The organism is Simplicispira sp. GW247-4R2A, assembly GCF_059424465.1.
In genome coordinates this window covers 54599-74889 of sequence record NZ_JBWKZM010000004.1, presented here as the reverse complement: position 1 = coordinate 74889, position 20291 = coordinate 54599, and the positions used below count along the sequence as shown (strand labels likewise).

The window sequence follows — 20291 nt, the reverse complement described above, 5'->3', positions numbered from 1 at the left end:
TTCAGGACGCCGCCCGCGCTTGCCGGGTAAACGGCGGCAGACCGGCCAGCAAGCGCTGGCCATAGCTGGTGCGCGAGAGCCGACGGTCGTAGCAGTAGATGTGCGCCTGGTCTTCCTCGCTGCGAATCGCGCGGCCCGCCCACTGCGCCAGCCGCAGGGCGGTGGCCGGCACCACCAGTTCGCTGAACGGGTCGCGCCCCACGCTGCGCAGCCATTCGGCGCGCGCTTCGGCCACCGGGTCGTCGGGTGGTGCGAAGGGCAGCTTGGTGATGAAGACCGATTCGCACAGCGCGCCGGGCAGATCCAGCCCCTCGCCAAACGACTGCATGCCAAAGACGATGGAGGGCTGGCCCGCCGCCACCCGCTCGCGGTGGCGCGCCAAGAGCTGCGGACGCGGCAGCTGGCCCTGCACCAGCACGCTCGGGCGCATGGCGGTGGCGAGCGCGTCCACCGCGCGGCGCATCTGCTCGCGCGAGGTGAACAGCACCAGCGCGCCGGCGCGCACGCGCGTCAGGTCTTCGAGCAGGGCGTCCACCATTTCGGCATTGAAGGCATCGGCGTTTTTCGGGTCGGCCTGCGTTTCGCTCAGTACCAGCGTGCCTTGCGCGGCGTAGTCAAACGGGCTCGCCACTTCCAAGGTGGTGGCAGCCTCGTCCCCCCACAGGCCCGATTCGCGCAAGAAGAAATCAAAGCTGCCGCAGCTCGTCAGCGTGGCCGAGGTCAGCACCGCGCCGCGCACCGCGCCCCACAACTGCTGGCGCAGCGCGTTGCCGGGCAGCACCGGGCTGGCATGGGCCTGCAGCACCAGGAAATCCCCGTTTTGCATGAGCGTGAACCACTTGGCCGCGGGCACCGCCGAGGCGCCCTCGGCAGGCGCTTGCTGCAGCAGCGCAGCGCACGCGTGCACCTCTTCCAGCCGGGGCGCGAGCATGCCAATCTGCGCGTACAGCGCGGCCAGGCGGCGCGCTTCCAAAGGGGTATCGCGCAGGGCGGCGCGCAGCGCCTTGGCGATGGCGCGCAGGCTCTCCAGAAACTCGCTGGCGTGCGCGGCGACTTCGGCCAGCGGCGCGTCCAACTGCGCCGCCAACAGGCCACGCGGTGGTCGGTGGCGGGTGGGCATGGCCGCGTCCCCCGGCCGGCCCCAGCGCCGGGCTCCCGTGCCGCCGGTTTCGCCGCGCAGCTCAGGCCCGTAGGCATCGAGCACCAGCCGCTCCATCGCCTGCAGCGCCTGGCGCAGGCTGCTGGCCTGGGCAGGAATATCGGCCACCTCCATCACTTCGAGCAGCGTGCCCACGCGCAGCGCGCGGCTCGCCAGCCGGTCGACCCAGGCCAGGCGGCTCAGGTCCATGCGGCAGGCGAACTGCTCCAGCGCCGTGGCAGGCAAATGGTGGGCTTCGTCGAGCACCAGCAGGCAGTTGTCCAGCTCGGGCAGCACGCGCGCGCCCAGCGACGCGAGCAGCAAATCGTGGTTTACCACGATCACCTGCGCGCCCACCAGCGCCTTGCGCGCCTCGAAATAGCTGCACTCGCTGAACACCGGGCAGTGCTTGCCGGTGCACGAACTCGCCTCCGCCGCCACCGGGCGCCACAGCGCGGCGTCGGGCTGCTCGTGCAGGCTGTCGCGGTCGCCGTCCCAGGCGCTGCTGGCCAGCGCGTCGGCCATGCCTTTGTAGAGGCGGATGCGCGCCTCGCCCACCTCGCTGGAGGCCGGCAACTCGTCGTCGGGAAACAGGTCGTCGTCGCCTTCGTCCGAGCCGCCCTGGCCTGCCAGGCGTTCCAGTTTGAGCTTGCAGACATAGCGCCCGCGCCCCTTGGCCAGTGCAAAGCGGAACGGCTCAGGCATCTGCGCGGCCAGCAGCGGCAAATCCTTGTGGACCAGCTGCTCTTGCAATGCCACGGTCGCCGTCGAGATGATCACCCGCGTGCCGCGCGCCAGCGCCATGGCAATGGCCGGCGCGCAATAGGCGAGCGACTTGCCCACCCCGGTGCCGGCCTGGATGACGGCAATGGCGCGTTGCGGCTCGGTGCCGTCTTCCACCTTGCCCAGTTGCGCTTTGGCAAAGGTGTTGGCCACGCACTCGGCCATGCCGCGCTGCCCGCCGCGCGCGCGCAGGCCGCTGCCTGCCTGCACCATGGCATCGAACGCCTGCAAGGCTTTGGCCGACCATTCTTCAGAAGACATGGGGCGTGAGTGTGGCACGTTCGCAGCCGGTCGCTGGATGAAAAGCCAGTGACGAGGCGCTGGAAATGCTCCCAGTCCCTCGCGCTGCACGCCTACAAAGGCCTGCTTGGGCGACTTCTACGATGGGACGCTGAGTCACCCCGTCCTCTAGGAGCCTGCATGACCGACATCGATACCCCCGCCCACGAACTGCCCAAAGAGCACCCCCAACCCAGCGTGAATACCACGGTGCCGGTGGAGCCGGCGCAGAAGCATTCTGAACAAGCGAGCAATACCGCCGACCCGGCTTTGCCCCAACTTCCGCATGAGCGCGACCAATCGGTTGGCATGACCGACGGCAATCCCAGCGCCAAAGTGCAGCAGGCCTACCGCGATGTGCAGCGCGGCCTGGTGGACACCGATGCCGGCCGGGAGGCGCACAACGTGGGTAAGCCGGTGGTGCCGCCCGAGCCACCACTTCCTGGAACACCAGGGCCGGTGGAGCCGGATCACAAGTAAGAAAATGCTATGAAAATAAAAGCTATTAGCGTTTTATGGAATTGCGTTAGGGCCGAATTTCACTTGAATTTCTGAGGTCTACCGTGACTGCGGGGATGGGCATGGCAGGGCCTGTCCCGCTTGCTGGGCAAAGGCTTCCATCGCGACGCACTGAAGCGTAAGCTGCCTCCAAAGAATTTTTGAGGGAGGCTCACCGTGTCAGAACCCTTGGCCCATTCGGGCGGCCATTTGCTGACCGAGCATTTGCAATCGGTGGCTGTGCTGGCCGCCGATTTTTCCAAATCCTTTGACACCGCCGAGCAGACGCTGCGCTGGGCCTATCTGGCCGGCCTATGGCACGACCTGGGCAAATACCGGCCGGGATTTCAGCGCTATCTCCAGCAGACAGACAACCCCGATGCGCATATTGAGGGCAAGGTGGGCGGGCGGGAAAAGACCCATTCCGCCGCTGGCGCGCTGTGGGCGATGCAGCAGTTGAACCAGCCTGGCCGCCCCTACGGCCACATCCTTGCCTACCTGATTGCGGGCCACCACGCGGGGCTGGATGATTGGCATGGCGGACTGAAAGAGCGGCTGCAAAGCGAAGACGCCCAGCGGGAGGTACAAGAAGCGTTGCAAGCCCATCCCCCCGCTGAGCTTCTGGCGCATGGCGACTTGGTGGCGCGCATTCCCGGTGGCCCCCAAGGCTTTGCCCTGTGGGTGCGTATGCTGTTCTCGTGTCTGGTGGATGCCGACTTTCTGGACACCGAAGCGCACTTTGATGCCGGCAAGCCGGCCCGCCGCGAAGGCTTTCCCACGCTGGCGCAGATGCGCCTGGCCTTTGATGCCCACATGGCCGCGCTGCCGGTGAGAGATACACCGGTCAACACCTTGCGGGCCGACATCCTGCGCCAATGCCGTTCCAAGGCGGCCTTGCCTTCGGGCTTCTTCTCGCTCACCGTGCCCACGGGCGGCGGCAAGACGCTTTCCAGCCTGGCGTTTGCGCTGGAGCACGCACAAGCGCACGGCAAGCGCCGCATCATTTACGCCATCCCCTACACCAGCATCATCGAGCAGACGGCCGATGTCTTCCGGGGTGTGTTCCAGGCCCTGGGCGACGAGGTGCTGATCGAGCACCACAGCCAGGCCGACGCCATAGCCCAGGACGAAACCATGCGCAGCCGCCTGGCCTGCGAAAACTGGGACGCACCGCTGGTCGTCACCACCAACGTGCAGTTGTTCGAGTCGCTGTTTGCCGCCAAAACCTCGCGCTGCCGCAAGCTTCACAACTTGGTGGGCAGCATCGTTGTGCTGGACGAAGCGCAACAACTGCCGCCCGCATTTCTCCAGCCTATTCTGGACGTTCTGAACCTGCTGGTGGCGCACTATGGCGTCACGGTGGTGCTGTGCACTGCCACCCAGCCTGCGCTCAATAGCACCGCATACTTTGACGCGAGCAAGAACCTGCGCGGGCTCGAAAATGTGCGCGAAATTATCGACAACCCAGACGCGCTGTTTGACGCCCTGAAGCGCGTCAACGTCGAACTGCCACCCGACTGGACTACCCCTACCATGTGGCCCGATGTGGCCGCGCAACTCAGCGCTGAAGACTGCGTGCTCGCCATCGTCAACACCCGCAAAGCCGCGCGTGAATTGCAGCGCCTGATGCCGGGCGGCACCCTGCACCTGTCGGCCCTGATGTGCGGCGCGCACCGCAAAGACGTCATCGACCAGATCAAGCAGCGCTTGAAAGACAGACGCGAAGGGCGCGACGAGCGCCCGCTGCGCGTGGTCAGTACGCAGCTGGTGGAAGCCGGGGTGGATATTGACTTCCCCGTGGTCTACCGAGCCCTGGCCGGGCTTGACTCCATCGCCCAGGCGGCGGGCCGCTGCAACCGCGAAGGGCGTCTGAACGGCAAGGGGCGTGTGGTGGTGTTTGTGCCGCCAGAGCGCCCGCCCCTGGGGGATTTGCGCAAAGGGGCCGATGCCTGCATTTCCACCTTGCACGGGCAAGCGCACGACCCACTGGCGCGGGCCTTGTTTGGCCGCTACTTCACGGAGTTCTACCACTCGGTGGACTTGGACAGCCATGGCATCGTGGGCCAACTCAAGGTAGAACTGCGCACGCTCGCCACGCAGTTTCGTTCTGCTGCTGACGCGTTTCGTTTGATCGACGACAAAGACACGGCCATGGTGGTGGTGCGCTACTGGTCACAGCACGACGAGATCGAAAAACTTCTTGGAATGCTTGCCGCAGATGGCCCGCAGCGCTGGCTGATGCGCAAACTGCAGCGCTACACCGTCAGCATTCAGAAAAGGGTGGCCGACAAGATGCTGATGCAAGGCAGTCTGACTCTCCCCATGCCGGGGCTCTACGTGCAGGTGGATGCGGAGAACCTGTATGACCCCATGCTCGGTCTCAAGCCTGAGGGGGATGTTTTCAACCCCAGCGGGTTTTTCAGTTAAGGAAAAGAAAACGATGCCCAGTTTTTGCCTCGAAGTCTCAGGCCCCTTTGCTTGCTTCACCCGCCCGGAGATGAAGGTCGAGCGCGTTTCCTATGACGTGATGACGCCATCGGCTGCCCGCGCCGTGTTCGAGTCCGTGCTGTGGAAGCCAGCTATCCGCTGGCGGGTGCATCGCATTGAAGTGCTCAAGCCTTTTCGCTGGGTTAACCTGCGGCGCAACGAGGTCAGCGCTGTCGTGTCCACGCGCAATGTGCAGCAAGCCATGGCGGCGGGCAGTGGCACGCTGGGGCTTTATATCGAAGACGAGCGCCAGCAGCGTGCAGGCTACTTTTTGCGCGATGTCGCCTACCGTATCCACGCCGACTTGTCGCTGGCACCGGGCTGCACCGAGCCCTTGGTGAAATACACCGAAATGTTCACCCGCCGCGCCAGCAAAGGCCAATGCGTGAACCAGCCGTATTTGGGTTGTCGCGAGTTTGCAGCGGACGTTCGTCTCGTTACCGCAGAGTCGCCGCCCGCCACGCCGATTGCCGACACCCGAGAGCTGGGCTGGATGCTGCACGACCTGGACTTCACCCACCCCGCGGACCCGCAGCCGCGTTTCTTCAACGCCAGGCTGGACAAAGGCGTCGTGCAGGTGCCGCCATTTGAGGAGGCACGCGGATGATTTTGCAAGCCCTGAACGACTACTACCGCCGCAAATGCGACGACCCTGACCCGGCCCAGCGTCTGCCCCTGTTTGGGCTGGAGCAAAAGGAGATTCCGTTCATCCTGGAGATCAGTGCCGAGGGCGAGTTGCTGCAACTGCGCGACACCCGCGAGCCGCAAGGAAAAAAGAAGGTGGCCCGTGTTTTTCGGGTGCCGATAGGCGTCAAAAAGACCTCGGGCGTCGCCGCCAATTTGCTCTGGGACACGTTGGAATACGTGCTCGGCGTGGACACCAAGGGCAAGCCCGAGCGCGTGGCGCAGCAGCACGCCGCCTTTCGCGCGCGCATTGCAGCCCAGCCTGAAGCTGCGCGTGCAGACGCAGGCATTCAGGCCGTGGTGCGTTTTCTCGACCACGTTGACCTCCCGCAACTGGAGCGCCAACCCGCATGGGCCGATGCGCTGGAGGCCAATGCAGTGCTCAGCTTTCGGTTGCAAGGCGATCTCGATTTGGTATGCCAGCGGACTGCCGTGGTCAGCGCAGCGCTGAATGTGCCCACCGATGCAGAGTCCCCACGGGCGATGTGCATCGTGACGGGTGAGCAGGCCCCGGTCGAGCGCCTGCACGCGTCGATCAAGGGCGTGTGGGGTGCGCAAACCTCCGGCGCTAACATCGTCTCGTTCAACGCGCGCGCATTCGAGTCCTACGGCAAAACCGAGCGGCAGGGCGAGAACGCCCCCGTCAGCCGTGCCGCGGCCTTTGCCTACACCACGGCGCTGAACCACTTGCTGCGCAAGGATTCGAGCCAGCGCATCCAGGTGGGCGACGCCTCCACGGTGTTCTGGGCAGAACGGGAATCAGAATTTGAAACGCTGGCAGCCGACATTTTTGGTGACCCGCCCAAAGACGATCCCGACGCTGGCACCCGTGCCGTGCACGCCCTGCTGAATGCAGTGCACAGCGGCAAGTGGGGCAGCTCTGACGAGAACACGCGCTTTTACGTGCTGGGCCTGGCGCCCAATGCGGCGCGCATCAGCATTCGGTTCTTTCACTGCGTGACCTTGCGCGAACTGGGCCAGCGCATTGCACAACACTTTGAAGACCTGTCGCTGGCGCGTGGACTACACGATGCGCAATACCCTTCGCTGTTTCGCCTGCTGACGGCGGTAGCGGTGCAAAACAAGGCCGACAACATTCCGCCTAATTTGGGTGGTTCCATCGTCGATGCGATTTTTTCCGGCGTGAACACGCCCTACCCCAGCCTGTGGCTCAACGCGGCAGTGGGCCGCAGCCGGGCGGAGCAAAACGTCAACTATCTGCGCGCAGCGGCCATCAAAGCCTGCCTTAACCGCCAACTGCGCCACGCCCTGCTTTCATCACCCCGCCCTTCCCCAGAACAGGAGTTTTTGCCCATGCTTGACCTCAGCAACACCCACTCGGCATACCGTCTGGGTCGGCTCTTTGCGGTCCTGGAAAAGATCCAGGAAGAAGCCAGCCCCGGTCTGAACGCCACTATCCGCGACCGGTACTACGGCGCGGCGTCGAGCATACCGGTGGCGGTGTTCACCACTTTGCTGCGCTTAAAGAACGCGCACCTCAAAAAGCTGACTACCGGGCGCACCTTGTGGTTCGAGAAGCTGCTGGGTGAAGTGCTCGGCCCGGTGACAGATTTTCCCAAGCACTTGCCGCTGCCCGACCAAGGACGCTTTGCGCTGGGCTACTACCACCAGCGGCAAGACTTTTTTACCAAAAAACCGGACGACAGCGCAGCCGCCACCCTCACGACGACCACCGAAGGAAACCCAGCATGAGCCCCGATAAAAAGCTTGCCAATCGCTACGACTTCGTTTTGATTTTTGATGTCAAAGACGGCAATCCCAACGGTGACCCAGACGCTGGCAACATGCCGCGTTTGGACGCTGAATCAGGCCATGGGCTGGTGACCGATGTCTCGCTCAAACGCAAGGTGCGCAATTTTGTCGGCCTGGTCAAAGAGCAGGACGAGCGTGCTCCGGTGGACGGCGAAAAGCGCTTCGAAATTTATGTGCGTGAAAAGGCCATCCTGAACCACCAGAACCAGCGTGCGTATTCGGCACTAAATCTGGCGGTAGCTCAGGAAGAACAAGCGGAAGAGGCTATTGAAAATGTAGCAAATGACGCTAAGAAGAAAAAACCCGGCAAAGAAAAACGCAAAGGCAGCGCCGACGAGGTGGGGCAGGCTCGCCAATGGATGTGCCAAAACTTCTTTGACGTGCGCACCTTTGGCGCCGTCATGTCTACGGGCGTGAACTGCGGCCAGGTGCGCGGCCCGGTGCAGCTTACGTTTGCGCGCTCAGTCGAGCCCATTGTGGCGCTTGAGCACTCCATCACCCGCATGGCCGTTGCCACCGAAGCCGAGGCCGAAAAACAGCAGGGCGACAACCGCACCATGGGCCGCAAGCACACTGTGCCTTACGGCGTGTATGTGGCCCATGGTTTTGTGTCCTCGTTCCTCGCCAAGCAAACGGGGTTTGATGAGGGCGATCTGGAGCTGGTGTTCCACGCCCTGGCGCAGATGTTTGAGCACGACCGCTCTGCCGCGCGCGGCGAAATGTCCACGCGCGGGCTTTATGTGTTCAAGCACGACAGTGAACTGGGCAACGCGCCGGCGTACGCGCTGTTCGAGCGCCTGCAAGTCAAACCCAAGGAAGAAGGCGCGGTAGCCCGTAGCTTTGATGCGTATTCGGTGGCATTTGATGGCCAGAGCCTGGCGGTGGGGCAATCGGTGCAGCCCGCAGCGGGTGTGACCTTGACCCGGCGTTGCTGATGGAGGTGCCGCATGAAAATATTACCCACCGAATTCGACGGCCAAGCCATACGCCGCGTGTACGACGAGGCCACGGAAACCTGGTGGTTTTCTGTAGTTGACGTGGTGCAGGTGCTCACGCAGCAACCGGATGATTTGACCGCGCGGAAATACTGGAACCAGCTCAAACGTCGGCTTGCCAATGAAGGCAGTCAACTGGTGACAGCTTGTCACCAGTTGAAAATGCCGGCGGCCGATGGCAAGCAGCGCCTCACCGACGTCGCCACCGCTGAAACCCTGCTGCGCTTGGTCCAGTCCGTCCCCAGCCCCAAAGCCGAGCCCATCAAACTCTGGCTCGCCAAGGTGGGCTACGAGCGCATGCAGGAGATGGCCGACCCGGCCCTCTCACTCAACCGCGCCCGCCAGACCTGGCAGCAGCATGGCCGCAGCGACAAGTGGATCCAGCAGCGCATGACGGGCCAGGAAACCCGGAACAAGCTCACCGACTACTGGAGCGAACACGATATCCAGCAGGGCAGCGAATTCGCCATCCTCACCAACATCATCCACCAGGAATGGGCGGGCGTGAGCGTGGCGCAGCACAAGGAAATGAAGGGTCTAAAAAGCCACAATCTGCGCGACCACATGAGCGAGGCAGAGCTCATTTTTACCGCCCTGGCCGAGCTTTCCACCCGCCAGATCGCCGAGAGCATAGAGGCCACCGGCATGGCGCAAAACAAGTCCGCCGCCCAGACTGGTGGGCGCATTGCCCGCCAAGCGCGCAACCAACTGGAAGGGCAGACGGGCAAATCGGTGGTGACCGGCGCCAACTACCTGCCGCCGGTTGCAACCCAGGTTAAAAGTGCGATGAAACCAGTGAAGGCGATCAAAGCCGCCAAGACTATCAAAGCAACCAAAAAGTCATAACGTATTGGGCACCGAAAGCCGCTCGTGGTTGAACTTGAAACCATCCCCCTGTCTGCCCTGCAGCACTGGCAATACTGCCCGCGCCAATGCGGGCTGATCCATCTAGAGCAGGTGTTTGACGACAACGTGCACACCCTGCGCGGCCAGGCCGTGCATGCCAAGGCCGACCAGCCTGGTGTGGAAACGGCCAAAGGCGTGCGCGTGGAGCGTGCCCTGCCGCTGTGGCACGACGGCTTGGGGCTGATTGGCAAGTCCGATGTGGTGGAGTTTCTGGCGGGCGGGGTGCCCTACCCGGTGGAATACAAGCACGGCAGCCGCAATAAGGCCGCAGACATCGCCGCGTGCGACGACATCCAGTTGGCCGCCCAGGCCCTGTGCCTGGAATCGATGATGGGTAAAACCGTCAACGAAGGCGCCCTGTACTACGCAAGCTCCAAGCGCCGTCGGGTCGTGCCCATCACCGCGCAACTTCGGCTGGAGGTTGCCCAGACAGCCAATGCCATTCGCCAGATGTTGGCCAGTGGTCAGTTGCCGCCGCCTCTGGAGGGCGAGCAGGCCGCACGGCGCTGCAAAGCCTGCTCACTGCGAGAGCGCTGCCAGCCCCGCGCCACGCACGTGAGCTTGGTGCTTGCCCGGCACGCCTTGTTTGATCCGGACGCGTAGTGCCACCACACGAGGTGCCAGGCCATGCAACTTCTCAACACCCTCTACGTCACCACGCCGGACACCTATCTGCGGCTGGACAACGACACCTTGCGTGTGGAAGTTGAGCGGGAAACCCGCTTGCGCGTGCCCCTGCACCACCTGAGCGCAGTCGTGTGCTTTGGGCACACCGGCCTGTCGGCCCCGCTCATGCACCGGCTGGCCGAGAGCGGCGTGGCGCTGGTGCTGCTGGACGACAACGGCCGTTTCAAAGGCCGGTTGGAGGGGGCCGTCAGCGGCAACGTGCTGCTGCGCCAGGCCCAGTTTCAGCGTGTGGTCGACCCTCTTTTCACTCTCGATATGGCGCGTGCCTGCGTGGCCGGGAAAATCAAAAACACCCGGCAGGTGCTGCAGCGCGGCGCCCGCGAAGCCAAATCAGAGAGCGAGGCCAAAACCCTGGCGCGCCTTGCGGATGACCTGGCCGCCAGCCTGCGTGCTTTGCCTGGCGCGACCCATCTGGACAGCCTGCGCGGGGTGGAGGGCGAAGCCGCGCGGCAATACTTCAGCGGCCTGAACCTGCTGGTGCGCCCGGACCAGCGCGCCGCGTTCACCATGGATGGCCGCACCCGCCGCCCACCGCGTGACCGCCTCAACGCAGTGTTGTCTTTTTTGTACGCCATGTGGATGAACGACTGCCGCAGCGCACTCGAAGCCGCCGGGCTGGACCCGCAAGTCGGCTTTCTGCACGCCCTGCGTCCTGGCCGCGCCGCTTTGGCACTTGATCTGATGGAAGAATTTCGCCCATGGGCCGACCGGTTGGCCCTGACGCTGATCAACCGTGGGCAACTTGGCGCTAATGACTTCGTGCTTCGAGAAGGTGGTGGCGTGTCGCTAGAGCCTGGTGCGCGCAAGGCGGTGGTCGTGGCGTACCAGGAACGCAAGAAGGACGAAATCAACCACGCGCTGTTGGCCCAGGCGGTGCCACTGGGCCTGGTCCCCATGGTGCAGGCACGCCTCATGGCGCGAGCCCTGCGCGAAGACGGTGCGCCGTATGTCCCCTTTGTGGGTAAGTAGGAGCCCTGCATGCTGGTACTGGTTTGTTATGACGTGAACACCGAAACCAAGGCGGGTCGCCGCCGCTTGCGCCGCATTGCCCGGGTCTGTGAGAGCACCGGGCAGCGGGTGCAAAAATCGGTCTTCGAATGCCAGTTGGACGTGGCGAAGTTCGAGACTTTGGAGCGTCAATTGCTGGCTGAAATTGATTCGACTACCGATTGCCTCCGGCTCTATCGCATCCCTGGGTCGCGTGGCTTCGAGGTAGTCGAACACGGTACGTTCAAAGCCGTTGACTTCGATGGCCCCTTGGTCCTTTAGCCCCCTTCCATACGAACACTGCGCCCTCGCCGTGCTATGGTGGCGTGCGCGAACCCCGAGTGACTGCTGAGTTCCCGTAAGGTTCGCGCGCGTCGCAACCCATTGAATTGATTTAACTTTCATTTTTTCGACCCATGTTTTTCTCTGAGACAGATGGTTTCGTTGTCGGGCTCGCGGAAACGTTGGGAAAAATCGTTGAAGAACTTCGGTTTATGGGGGAAGCGGCTCGCCCGTCAGCAATGGCGGGCGTGGATTGAAACCTCTGCCCGATAAACCGGTGGGGCTGAATGTGGAGGCTCGCCCGTCAGCAATGGCGGGCGTGGATTGAAACTTACTGGTGCCATGCCGCATTATATAACACACCAGGCTCGCCCGTCAGCAATGGCGGGCGTGGATTGAAACCCATCCGATGCGCAGCTTGTGTTGCATCTTCTCGGCTCGCCCGTCAGCAATGGCGGGCGTGGATTGAAACTCTCTGCTTTTTTGCGGAGCGAATGGCGATTACGGGCTCGCCCGTCAGCAATGGCGGGCGTGGATTGAAACCATCAAGTCGGACGCTTCCATTGCAAACAGAAAGGGCTCGCCCGTCAGCAATGGCGGGCGTGGATTGAAACTCGCCGTACTGCCCGCTTGAGAGCTGCGTACCAAGGGCTCGCCCGTCAGCAATGGCGGGCGTGGATTGAAACCGGCCAGGGGAAGTCACGGTGTGGGGCGGCGCAAGGCTCGCCCGTCAGCAATGGCGGGCGTGGATTGAAACAACGCCTATATCCGGCTGCGCGACGACGCAGACCGGCTCGCCCGTCAGCAATGGCGGGCGTGGATTGAAACGAGCCAACTGGCAGGATAACCCGTGGTTTACGGCGGCTCGCCCGTCAGCAATGGCGGGCGTGGATTGAAACGGCTTGATGTGCGTTGCCTACGAGGAGCCGAAAGGGCTCGCCCGTCAGCAATGGCGGGCGTGGATTGAAACAATTTGTTGTGCGTCCATTGCTGTGCCCGCCTAGTGGCTCGCCCGTCAGCAATGGCGGGCGTGGATTGAAACAAGGCCAACATGACGGGCAAGCGCAAGGCAGGCATTGGCTCGCCCGTCAGCAATGGCGGGCGTGGATTGAAACACCCACATCGACTGTGCTGCCGGAGACTGAAGCAGGCTCGCCCGTCAGCAATGGCGGGCGTGGATTGAAACCGGTTTGCTGGTGTTCATTGACGCAACACGAGGAGGGCTCGCCCGTCAGCAATGGCGGGCGTGGATTGAAACTCCTGCTGGTGTCCAGCCAGGCTTGCATTTGCAAGGCTCGCCCGTCAGCAATGGCGGGCGTGGATTGAAACTTCATACAACTGCTCATCCGTCAGCGGCACCGCCCGGCTCGCCCGTCAGCAATGGCGGGCGTGGATTGAAACTGTCATGGCTGCTCCTTTACTCGGAAACGAGCAGGGCTCGCCCGTCAGCAATGGCGGGCGTGGATTGAAACATTTGTCATGCCCGCTTCCTCGTCGGCACAAACGGCTCGCCCGTCAGCAATGGCGGGCGTGGATTGAAACAGGCTGCGTGGCGAGTTCGTGCAGTACGACCCGAGGCTCGCCCGTCAGCAATGGCGGGCGTGGATTGAAACGCTCTTGGCGACGTTGCCCTGTGCGAGCTTTGGGACGGCTCGCCCGTCAGCAATGGCGGGCGTGGATTGAAACCCCACTGAACACCGTCACGCGCTGGCCTTGTGCCAGGCTCGCCCGTCAGCAATGGCGGGCGTGGATTGAAACCTGATGGAAGTGGACGCAGAAGAAAAACAAATGCGGGCTCGCCCGTCAGCAATGGCGGGCGTGGATTGAAACGACTCCAAGCCTATGCAGCGGTGACGACCTCAGAGGCTCGCCCGTCAGCAATGGCGGGCGTGGATTGAAACGCTTGAGCTGGCGCTCTGGTGTCATTTCCCCACTGGGCTCGCCCGTCAGCAATGGCGGGCGTGGATTGAAACGAGATGCTGAGGGCCTGAAGCTGGCCCGTCAATTCGGCTCGCCCGTCAGCAATGGCGGGCGTGGATTGAAACCAGCATTGGCCGAGCCACAGCGACGAACACGCTCGGCTCGCCCGTCAGCAATGGCGGGCGTGGATTGAAACAAGTTGGTCGCCAGCGTCAAAAATGAAGCGCTTGAGGCTCGCCCGTCAGCAATGGCGGGCGTGGATTGAAACAACAGCAGCTACACTTTGACCCTCTGCCTCGCCGAGGCTCGCCCGTCAGCAATGGCGGGCGTGGATTGAAACCCCCGCGCAGTCCCGTCTGCTGACGGTTAGCTCCGGCTCGCCCGTCAGCAATGGCGGGCGTGGATTGAAACGTCGGTCAGCCCAAGGCTTTGCGCGGCTGCGTTCAAGGCTCGCCCGTCAGCAATGGCGGGCGTGGATTGAAACTCCGGCCTGCGTGGCCGTGGATCGCGGTAGCTGTGGGCTCGCCCGTCAGCAATGGCGGGCGTGGATTGAAACTGGATGGGAAATAGCAACCGGCCAAAAACCTGAGGGCTCGCCCGTCAGCAATGGCGGGCGTGGATTGAAACCTTTGCCAGCTCAATGAGCTTCAAGGCGTCAGAAGGGCTCGCCCGTCAGCAATGGCGGGCGTGGATTGAAACATTTCCAAGAGCGACAAGGGCAATGCCGCCGACATGGCTCGCCCGTCAGCAATGGCGGGCGTGGATTGAAACCATCCTGCGTCAAAGAACTGACGAGCATCCTGTGGGCTCGCCCGTCAGCAATGGCGGGCGTGGATTGAAACCGTCTGGCCAGTGCCAGTTGCCCTCGTTGTCGCCAGGCTCGCCCGTCAGCAATGGCGGGCGTGGATTGAAACCAAAGTGTGCTCGTAGACCGATCCATCAACTTCGGGCTCGCCCGTCAGCAATGGCGGGCGTGGATTGAAACAAGAACGTGCTGGTTGCTTTGGATGTGACCAAGAACGGCTCGCCCGTCAGCAATGGCGGGCGTGGATTGAAACCCAGGTGCAAGGTGAAGGACAGGATGTAGGCACCGGCTCGCCCGTCAGCAATGGCGGGCGTGGATTGAAACCCGGCATACTCGTTGAACCGGTAGAAGTGCCGTAGGGCTCGCCCGTCAGCAATGGCGGGCGTGGATTGAAACGCCCTGGTGCAGCAGTTGGTAGAACGAGTGTTGGCCGGCTCGCCCGTCAGCAATGGCGGGCGTGGATTGAAACGTGAAGGCCAGCGTGCGGTTGGCAGAGATCGACTGGCTCGCCCGTCAGCAATGGCGGGCGTGGATTGAAACGTCCCCGATCAGCAAAAGAGCCCTGAAAGCCAGCGGCTCGCCCGTCAGCAATGGCGGGCGTGGATTGAAACCACTGCTGCTGTTGGCCCCGCCGCTGCTGCCTGGGCTCGCCCGTCAGCAATGGCGGGCGTGGATTGAAACGATCACGCCCTGCCGTGAGCCGCCGTAGCCACCCGGGCTCGCCCGTCAGCAATGGCGGGCGTGGATTGAAACCTATCAATGCATGGTCTGATGCCGTCAATATCCGGGCTCGCCCGTCAGCAATGGCGGGCGTGGATTGAAACCTTGATTCGTGCGCCCACGTCTGGCAGAAGCTGGGGCTCGCCCGTCAGCAATGGCGGGCGTGGATTGAAACAGCGAGCGCTTGGCGCGGCCGACGCCGGCTTCTAGGCTCGCCCGTCAGCAATGGCGGGCGTGGATTGAAACTTCTACCTCACCGAAGAAGGCGAAATCACCTGCGCGCCTTCGGCCCAGGCACGCCCGCCAGCAATGGCGGGCGTGGATCAAATCCGGCAGCGCTCGGTCACGGGGTTTACGGCCTGCTACACTGCCCCCCGCAGGAGAGCGCACGCCCACGGACCCGTTCCACGGCGTGCCACCGAAGGCGCAAACTCCCATGAACGCTCAGGTACCGTACTGCACACCGTGGAACGCCCACACGTTCCAAACGCCGTCTGGAGAGCCGTCACAGCCGTGACGCACCGAAGGAGCAAGGCCGCGCTCGCAGAGCAGGGCTGAATCTCTCAGGTACCGAGGACAGAGGGAGCGGCACGCAACCAACGTTTTGTTGGGTGCGACCACCGTTCTCTTGGAGTCTTCTCATGCGAGTCATCGTACTGGGCGCCGGCCTGCTCGGCGTCACCTCGGCTTATTTTTTGCGCCAACAAGGCCACGACGTCACCGTCATCGACCGGCAGGCCACGCCCGGCGCCGAAACCAGCTTCGCCAACGGCGGGCAAATCTCCGTCAGCCACGCCGAGCCCTGGGCCAACCCCGGCGCGCCGCTCAAGCTGCTCAAGTGGCTGGGCCGCGAAGATGCGCCGCTGCTCTTTCGCCTGCGCGCCGATATGCGCCAGTGGCTGTGGGGCCTGCAGTTTCTGCGCGAATGCACGCCGGCGCGCACGCGCCACAACATCGGGCACATCGTGCGCCTGGGCACCTACAGCCGCGACACCTTGCAAGCGCTGCGCCGCGATTTGGGTCTTGAATACGACCAGCGCACGCAGGGCATTCTGCACTTCTATACCAGCCAGAAAGAGTTCGATGCGGCGGAAGCGCCCGCGCAGCAGATGCGCGAGCTGGGCTGCGAGCGCCAGGTGATTTCTGCCGACGAAGCGGTGCGCCTGGAGCCCGCGCTGCGCCACATTCGCCCGCAGCTCGCCGGTGCCACCTACACCGCCGAAGACGAATCGGGCGATGCCAACCGGTTCGCCCGCGAACTGGCCGCGCGCTGCGTGCAGGACGGCGTCGAGTTCCGCATGGGCCACCACATCACGGCGCTGCGCGAAGCAGGCGGTCGCATCGACCATGTCGAAGTGACCGACAACGAGGGCCGCTACCAGCGCATTCAGGGCGATGCCTACGTGCTGGCGCTGGGGAGCTTCTCGCCATTGCTCGCCAAGCCGCTGGGCCTGAACCTGCCGATCTACCCGGCCAAGGGCTACTCGGTGACCATGCCGGTAAAAGACGCGTCCATGGCGCACCAGGTGTCGCTGACCGACGACGAATTCAAGCTCGTTTTCTCGCGCTACACGTCAGAGCAAGGCGACCGTTTGCGCATTGCGGGCACGGCCGAACTCAATGGCTACGACCGCGACCTGAACCGCGTGCGCTGCGAGGCTATCGTGCGCCGGGTGCAAGCGCTGTTCCCCGGCGCGGGCGACACGGCGCAAGCGCAGTTCTGGAGTGGCCTGCGCCCGGCCACGCCGTCGAACTTGCCGATCATCGGCCAGTCGCGCGTGCAGAACCTGTTCCTCAACACGGGCCACGGCACGCTGGGCTGGACGCATTCTTGCGGCTCGGGCAAGAGCCTGGCGCGCATCGTCAGCGGCCTGGCGCCGGAGGTGGATTTCGCGTTTGTCGGCACGGGCACCGCACGCTCACCGCGCGGAGCAATGGCGCCCGCAGCGCAGTAATGCTATTTAAATAATAGCTGCTAGCGCTTAATGAGTAAGCGATAGCAGCCAATTTGACCTAAAACTCAAAGGGCCTGCGCGGCCATCGCTGGCCGGGCAGCCTTCAGCCGCCAAACAGCTTGTTCGCCGTCTCGGCCACCAGCTTGCCCTGGTGGCGCGCGCCTTCGAGTTCGATGGCGCTGGGCTGGCGCTGGCCCTGGCCACCGGCAATCGTCGTCGCGCCGTAGGGGCTGCCGCCGACGATTTCGTCCAGCGTCATCTGGCCCTGGTGGCTGTACGGCAGGCCGACCACCACCATGCCGAAGTGCAGCAGGTTGGTGATGATGGAAAACAGCGTCATTTCCTGGCCGCCGTGCTGCGTGGCGGTGGAGGTGAACGCAGCGCCGACCTTGCCGTTGAGCGCGCCGCGCGCCCACAGGCCGCCGGCCTGGTCCAGAAAGCTCGCCATCTGCGCCGGCATGCGGCCAAAGCGCGTGGGCGCGCCGATGACGATGGCGTCGTAGTGCTCCAGGTCGGCAACGCTGGCGACGGGCGCTGCCTGCTCCAGCTTGAAGTGCGCGGCCTTGGCGACTTCGGTGGGTGCCGTTTCTGGTACGCGCTTGATGTCCACCACAGCGCCAGCAGAGCGAGCGCCTTCGGCCACGGCCGAGGCCATGGTCTCCAGGTGGCCATAAGACGAGTAATAGAGAACGAGGACTTTGGACATGGGGTTTCCTTGGCTGGATGGAGAGGTTTGGGATTGGCCCGTGCGGACCGGTAACGCGGCAGCGCTCAGGGCGAGGCTTCAGCGCCCGCTGCGGCGCTCATCCAGGCTGAGCGCGCCAGCGCCCAGGGCAGAGATCAGCAGCATGCCGCCAACGACGGAGATGTTCTTCATGAACAGGAGCTTGGTCACCATCTGCTGTGCTTCGGGCACCGACCAGAAGGGGTGGAACACCATGCTGGCAACCAGCGTGAACAAGGCCATCGCCAGGCCCACCCAGCGGACCTTGAAACCGATGACGAGCGCCAGGCCACCAAACAGCTCCAGCGCGCCGGCCAGCACTGCGAGCAGGCTGGGGAAGGGCAAACCGCCGCTGGCAATGTAGCCCGCCGTGCCGCCAATGTGGGTCAACTTGCCGAAACCGGCGGGAATGAACATCAGCGCCAGCAGGATGCGGCCGGCGAGGGAAACGTAGGAGGCGTATTTGTCGGTCATGGTGGTAGTCGTGAAAAACAGGGAGGAGACTTCTCGGTAAATAGCGGCCAACGGCATTGGTCTGCCAAGAAGCCTTTGTGCGTTGTCGTGTCAGCACCACGACTTTAGTTTTGCTGCAAACAAAGATAAACCAGCGCAAGGCCAACTCACCGTTCTGTTTGCGGTGTCAATGGCCGCCGAGCGAGGGCGGGATCGCCACGAGTTTGAGAGAAAAGATTGATCTTCCTCAAAATGTGACAAAGAATTGCGGGTCTTTGCTCCAAAGGCACGAATCCATAGGCCTGGGCACAACGCGTAGGCCTGGGGCGCCGTACAGAAGAAGAGGGTTTTGAAATGTTCTCAAAGTTTTGTCGAGCAGCAGGGCGACTTTGTCTAAGCGTCGTCGCGTGCATCGCGATGTCGGCTTCCTTGCAGGCACACGCGACCGGCACGCTGGTCCAAGCCAGCACCGGATCCCCGTCTGGCTACCAAGTGTTGGCGGCGGGGCTGGATGTTTTGTCTAACGGGAACAAGATATCCGCTTACCTCCAGCAGACGTCTGGCGACGCAGTGAGCTACAGCCCCCATGGCCCGGGTTTTGATGGGATTGTCAAAGTGCTGGATGCCGGCAACACCGTGCAGGCCACGATCAATATCACGGCGGCACATTTGTCGGACCCCGTCAACAACTACCTGCTGGACATGCGCGTGGCGCCGTTGCTAAACGGCGGGTTTGTCGTGGTCTGGACCGAAGTGGACAAGGCCACTTCTAACCTGCCCTCCAACTTTTATGCACTCTTTGACAACGCCGGGACTCTGACCAAAAGCACGTCGGCCTTGGCATCAGCATCCGGCTATGCGCCGCAGGTTGTGGGTTTGACGGGCGGCGGATTTGCCACCGCTGTTCTCGGTGGCAGCACGGTGTATGTCAACACCTACTCCTACGTGGTAGGCAACTACGTGCACAACACGGAAACCACGGTGGGCGATTCGACCAACCCCGCACCTAATCCGGGCAACGACCCGGATATTGGAAAACTGTATTTTTTGGGCGGATTGAATCTGGCGGCGCTGTCAGATGGAAGTTTTGTCATCACGGGCGCGGTCTATGACTACGTGAGTTCTACCTACACGCCCTTGGGTGATTTTGTTTTCAAGTTGGCATCTGACGGGACTGCGGCAAATTTTGCGAGCGGTGTGAACTATGCCCGGGTGAACTGGAGCCAGGGGCAGACCAACGACACCACGTTGGTCACTTCATTTAACGGCGGCTTTGCAACGCTGAACCAGCAGACGTCACCCAGCACCGATTGGGAGGTCACGGTTTTCAACAACGACGGCAGTCTGGTGACCACCGAAACCCACACCGTGACGGTGACAGGAACTGGCGGTGGCACCAAAAGCTATACCGCGGCGCGCATTTTCCCGGCGAGCGCAACCATTGCGGCAACACACTATTGGGGCAATCCTTCCGGTGTGGGCAATGCGGCGGGAAGTTTTGGCGTGAACGGCGGCAATCTGGTCGCCATGATGCTCAACGACGCCGGGGGATTCAGCACAGGGGCCATCTCGCCTGCGACAGGCGCGCTGATCGGCTCTGTCGTCGATTCAGGCATCACGGTGCCCGCCGTTGCCAACACCACAACGCCGCCGAACCCTGCGCTGGTAACGCCTTTCTATTTGCCGGACGGTAGTGGCGGATATTCTCTTCTGTACTCGGCCTCCGGAACTGATTCGTCTGGTTATATCCACTCTGATCTCTACCAGGTCGGCCTGACCGCCATCCTGTTACCGGATGCCCCCACGGGCCTGAGCGCGACACCCGGGAATGCGCAAGCCACCATTTCGTTCACCGCAGGGTCCGACAACGGATCGCCGATCACCAATTACCAGTATTCGTTGGATGCTGGCGCTCATTGGACTTCCTTCGCGCCTGCGGTCACCAGTTCGCCTGTATCGATTACCGGGCTGACCAATGGAGCCGCGTACTCTGTCACGTTGCGTGCAGTGAATGCGGGCGGTGGCGGGGCTGCGTCAGCGGCGGTCAGTGTCACGCCGTACACCGTTCCAGGCGCGCCCACGATAGGCACCGCCACGGCAGGCGCTGCGCAGGCCAGCGTTGCCTTCACGGCGCCGGCCAGCAATGGAGGCTCGGCCATCACGGGCTACACCGTCACGTCCAATCCTGGCGGGTTTACCGGAACCGGTGCAGCCA

Annotated in this window: 14 protein-coding genes, 1 CRISPR repeat array and 2 riboswitches; of the genes, 11 read left to right on the top strand and 3 right to left on the bottom strand. The window is 63.1% G+C overall.

The features are described 5' to 3' along the window. Nucleotide 1: 1 nt before the first annotated feature. Nucleotides 2–2182 carry an ATP-dependent DNA helicase DinG gene (dinG, locus tag AC07ZH_RS04430; protein ID WP_495198719.1) on the bottom strand — a complete coding sequence of 727 codons (2181 nt, stop codon included), beginning with the start codon at nt 2180–2182 and terminating at the stop codon, nt 2–4. A gap of 159 nt (nt 2183–2341) precedes the next feature. Between dinG and AC07ZH_RS04425 the strand changes: the two genes are divergently transcribed. The 10 genes from AC07ZH_RS04425 to AC07ZH_RS04380 all read left to right on the top strand — a co-directional run bounded on the left by AC07ZH_RS04425 (nt 2342) and on the right by AC07ZH_RS04380 (nt 16899). Further along, nucleotides 2342–2680 carry a hypothetical protein gene (locus AC07ZH_RS04425; protein WP_495198718.1) on the top strand — a complete coding sequence of 113 codons (339 nt, stop codon included), beginning with the start codon at nt 2342–2344 and terminating at the stop codon, nt 2678–2680. 195 nt (nt 2681–2875) lie between these two features. Further along, entirely contained in the window at nt 2876–5125 is a 2250-nt protein-coding gene (locus tag AC07ZH_RS04420; protein ID WP_495198717.1) for a CRISPR-associated endonuclease Cas3'', read from the top strand. A 13-nt stretch (nt 5126–5138) separates the two neighbouring features. Continuing rightward, nucleotides 5139–5792, top strand: coding sequence for a type I-C CRISPR-associated protein Cas5c (cas5c, locus tag AC07ZH_RS04415; protein ID WP_495198716.1), 654 nt, complete (start codon nt 5139–5141; stop codon nt 5790–5792). After that, nucleotides 5789–7582 carry a type I-C CRISPR-associated protein Cas8c/Csd1 gene (gene cas8c, locus AC07ZH_RS04410; RefSeq protein WP_495198715.1) on the top strand — a complete coding sequence of 598 codons (1794 nt, stop codon included), beginning with the start codon at nt 5789–5791 and terminating at the stop codon, nt 7580–7582. Before cas5c ends, cas8c begins: the two co-directional genes overlap by 4 nt. Continuing rightward, the gene (cas7c, locus tag AC07ZH_RS04405; RefSeq protein WP_495198714.1) at nt 7579–8577 is read left to right on the top strand and encodes a type I-C CRISPR-associated protein Cas7/Csd2; all 999 of its coding nucleotides are present in this window, start codon (nt 7579–7581) and stop codon (nt 8575–8577) included. The genes cas8c and cas7c overlap by 4 nt, the downstream gene beginning before the upstream one ends. Before the next feature lie 12 nt (nt 8578–8589). Continuing rightward, nucleotides 8590–9483 (top strand): BRO family protein, encoded by an 894-nt coding sequence (locus AC07ZH_RS04400; RefSeq protein ID WP_495198713.1) that lies wholly within the window; start codon nt 8590–8592, stop codon nt 9481–9483. A 24-nt stretch (nt 9484–9507) separates the two neighbouring features. Beyond that, entirely contained in the window at nt 9508–10146 is a 639-nt protein-coding gene (gene cas4 / locus AC07ZH_RS04395; RefSeq protein ID WP_495198712.1) for a CRISPR-associated protein Cas4, read from the top strand. Nucleotides 10147–10170: 24 nt separating this feature from the next. Then, nucleotides 10171–11199 carry a type I-C CRISPR-associated endonuclease Cas1c gene (gene cas1c, locus AC07ZH_RS04390; protein ID WP_495198711.1) on the top strand — a complete coding sequence of 343 codons (1029 nt, stop codon included), beginning with the start codon at nt 10171–10173 and terminating at the stop codon, nt 11197–11199. Between the two features lie 9 nt (nt 11200–11208). Beyond that, nucleotides 11209–11499 (top strand): CRISPR-associated endonuclease Cas2, encoded by a 291-nt coding sequence (gene cas2, locus AC07ZH_RS04385; RefSeq protein WP_495198710.1) that lies wholly within the window; start codon nt 11209–11211, stop codon nt 11497–11499. A gap of 223 nt (nt 11500–11722) precedes the next feature. Then, nucleotides 11723–15274: a CRISPR direct-repeat array (repeat unit 37 nt; unit sequence GGCTCGCCCGTCAGCAATGGCGGGCGTGGATTGAAAC). A 37-nt stretch (nt 15275–15311) separates the two neighbouring features. Next, nucleotides 15312–15413: riboswitch (glycine riboswitch) on the top strand. A 15-nt stretch (nt 15414–15428) separates the two neighbouring features. Further along, nucleotides 15429–15534, top strand: a riboswitch (glycine riboswitch). Nucleotides 15535–15585: 51 nt separating this feature from the next. Then, nucleotides 15586–16899, top strand: coding sequence for a D-amino acid dehydrogenase (locus AC07ZH_RS04380; RefSeq protein WP_495198709.1), 1314 nt, complete (start codon nt 15586–15588; stop codon nt 16897–16899). 103 nt (nt 16900–17002) lie between these two features. Here AC07ZH_RS04380 and wrbA read toward each other — a convergent pair whose 3' ends face one another. Then, nucleotides 17003–17605: an NAD(P)H:quinone oxidoreductase gene (wrbA, locus tag AC07ZH_RS04375; protein ID WP_495198708.1), complete on the bottom strand. Its 603-nt coding sequence runs from the start codon at nt 17603–17605 to the stop codon at nt 17003–17005. Between the two features lie 78 nt (nt 17606–17683). Further along, complete coding sequence (locus AC07ZH_RS04370) at nt 17684–18154, bottom strand: DoxX family protein (RefSeq protein ID WP_495198707.1); 471 nt, start codon at nt 18152–18154, stop codon at nt 17684–17686. Nucleotides 18155–18493: 339 nt separating this feature from the next. On the opposite strand from AC07ZH_RS04370, the gene AC07ZH_RS04365 reads away from it, so the two are divergent. After that, the coding region (locus AC07ZH_RS04365) for a fibronectin type III domain-containing protein (RefSeq protein ID WP_495198706.1) at nt 18494–20291 on the top strand (1798 nt) is incomplete at its 3' end.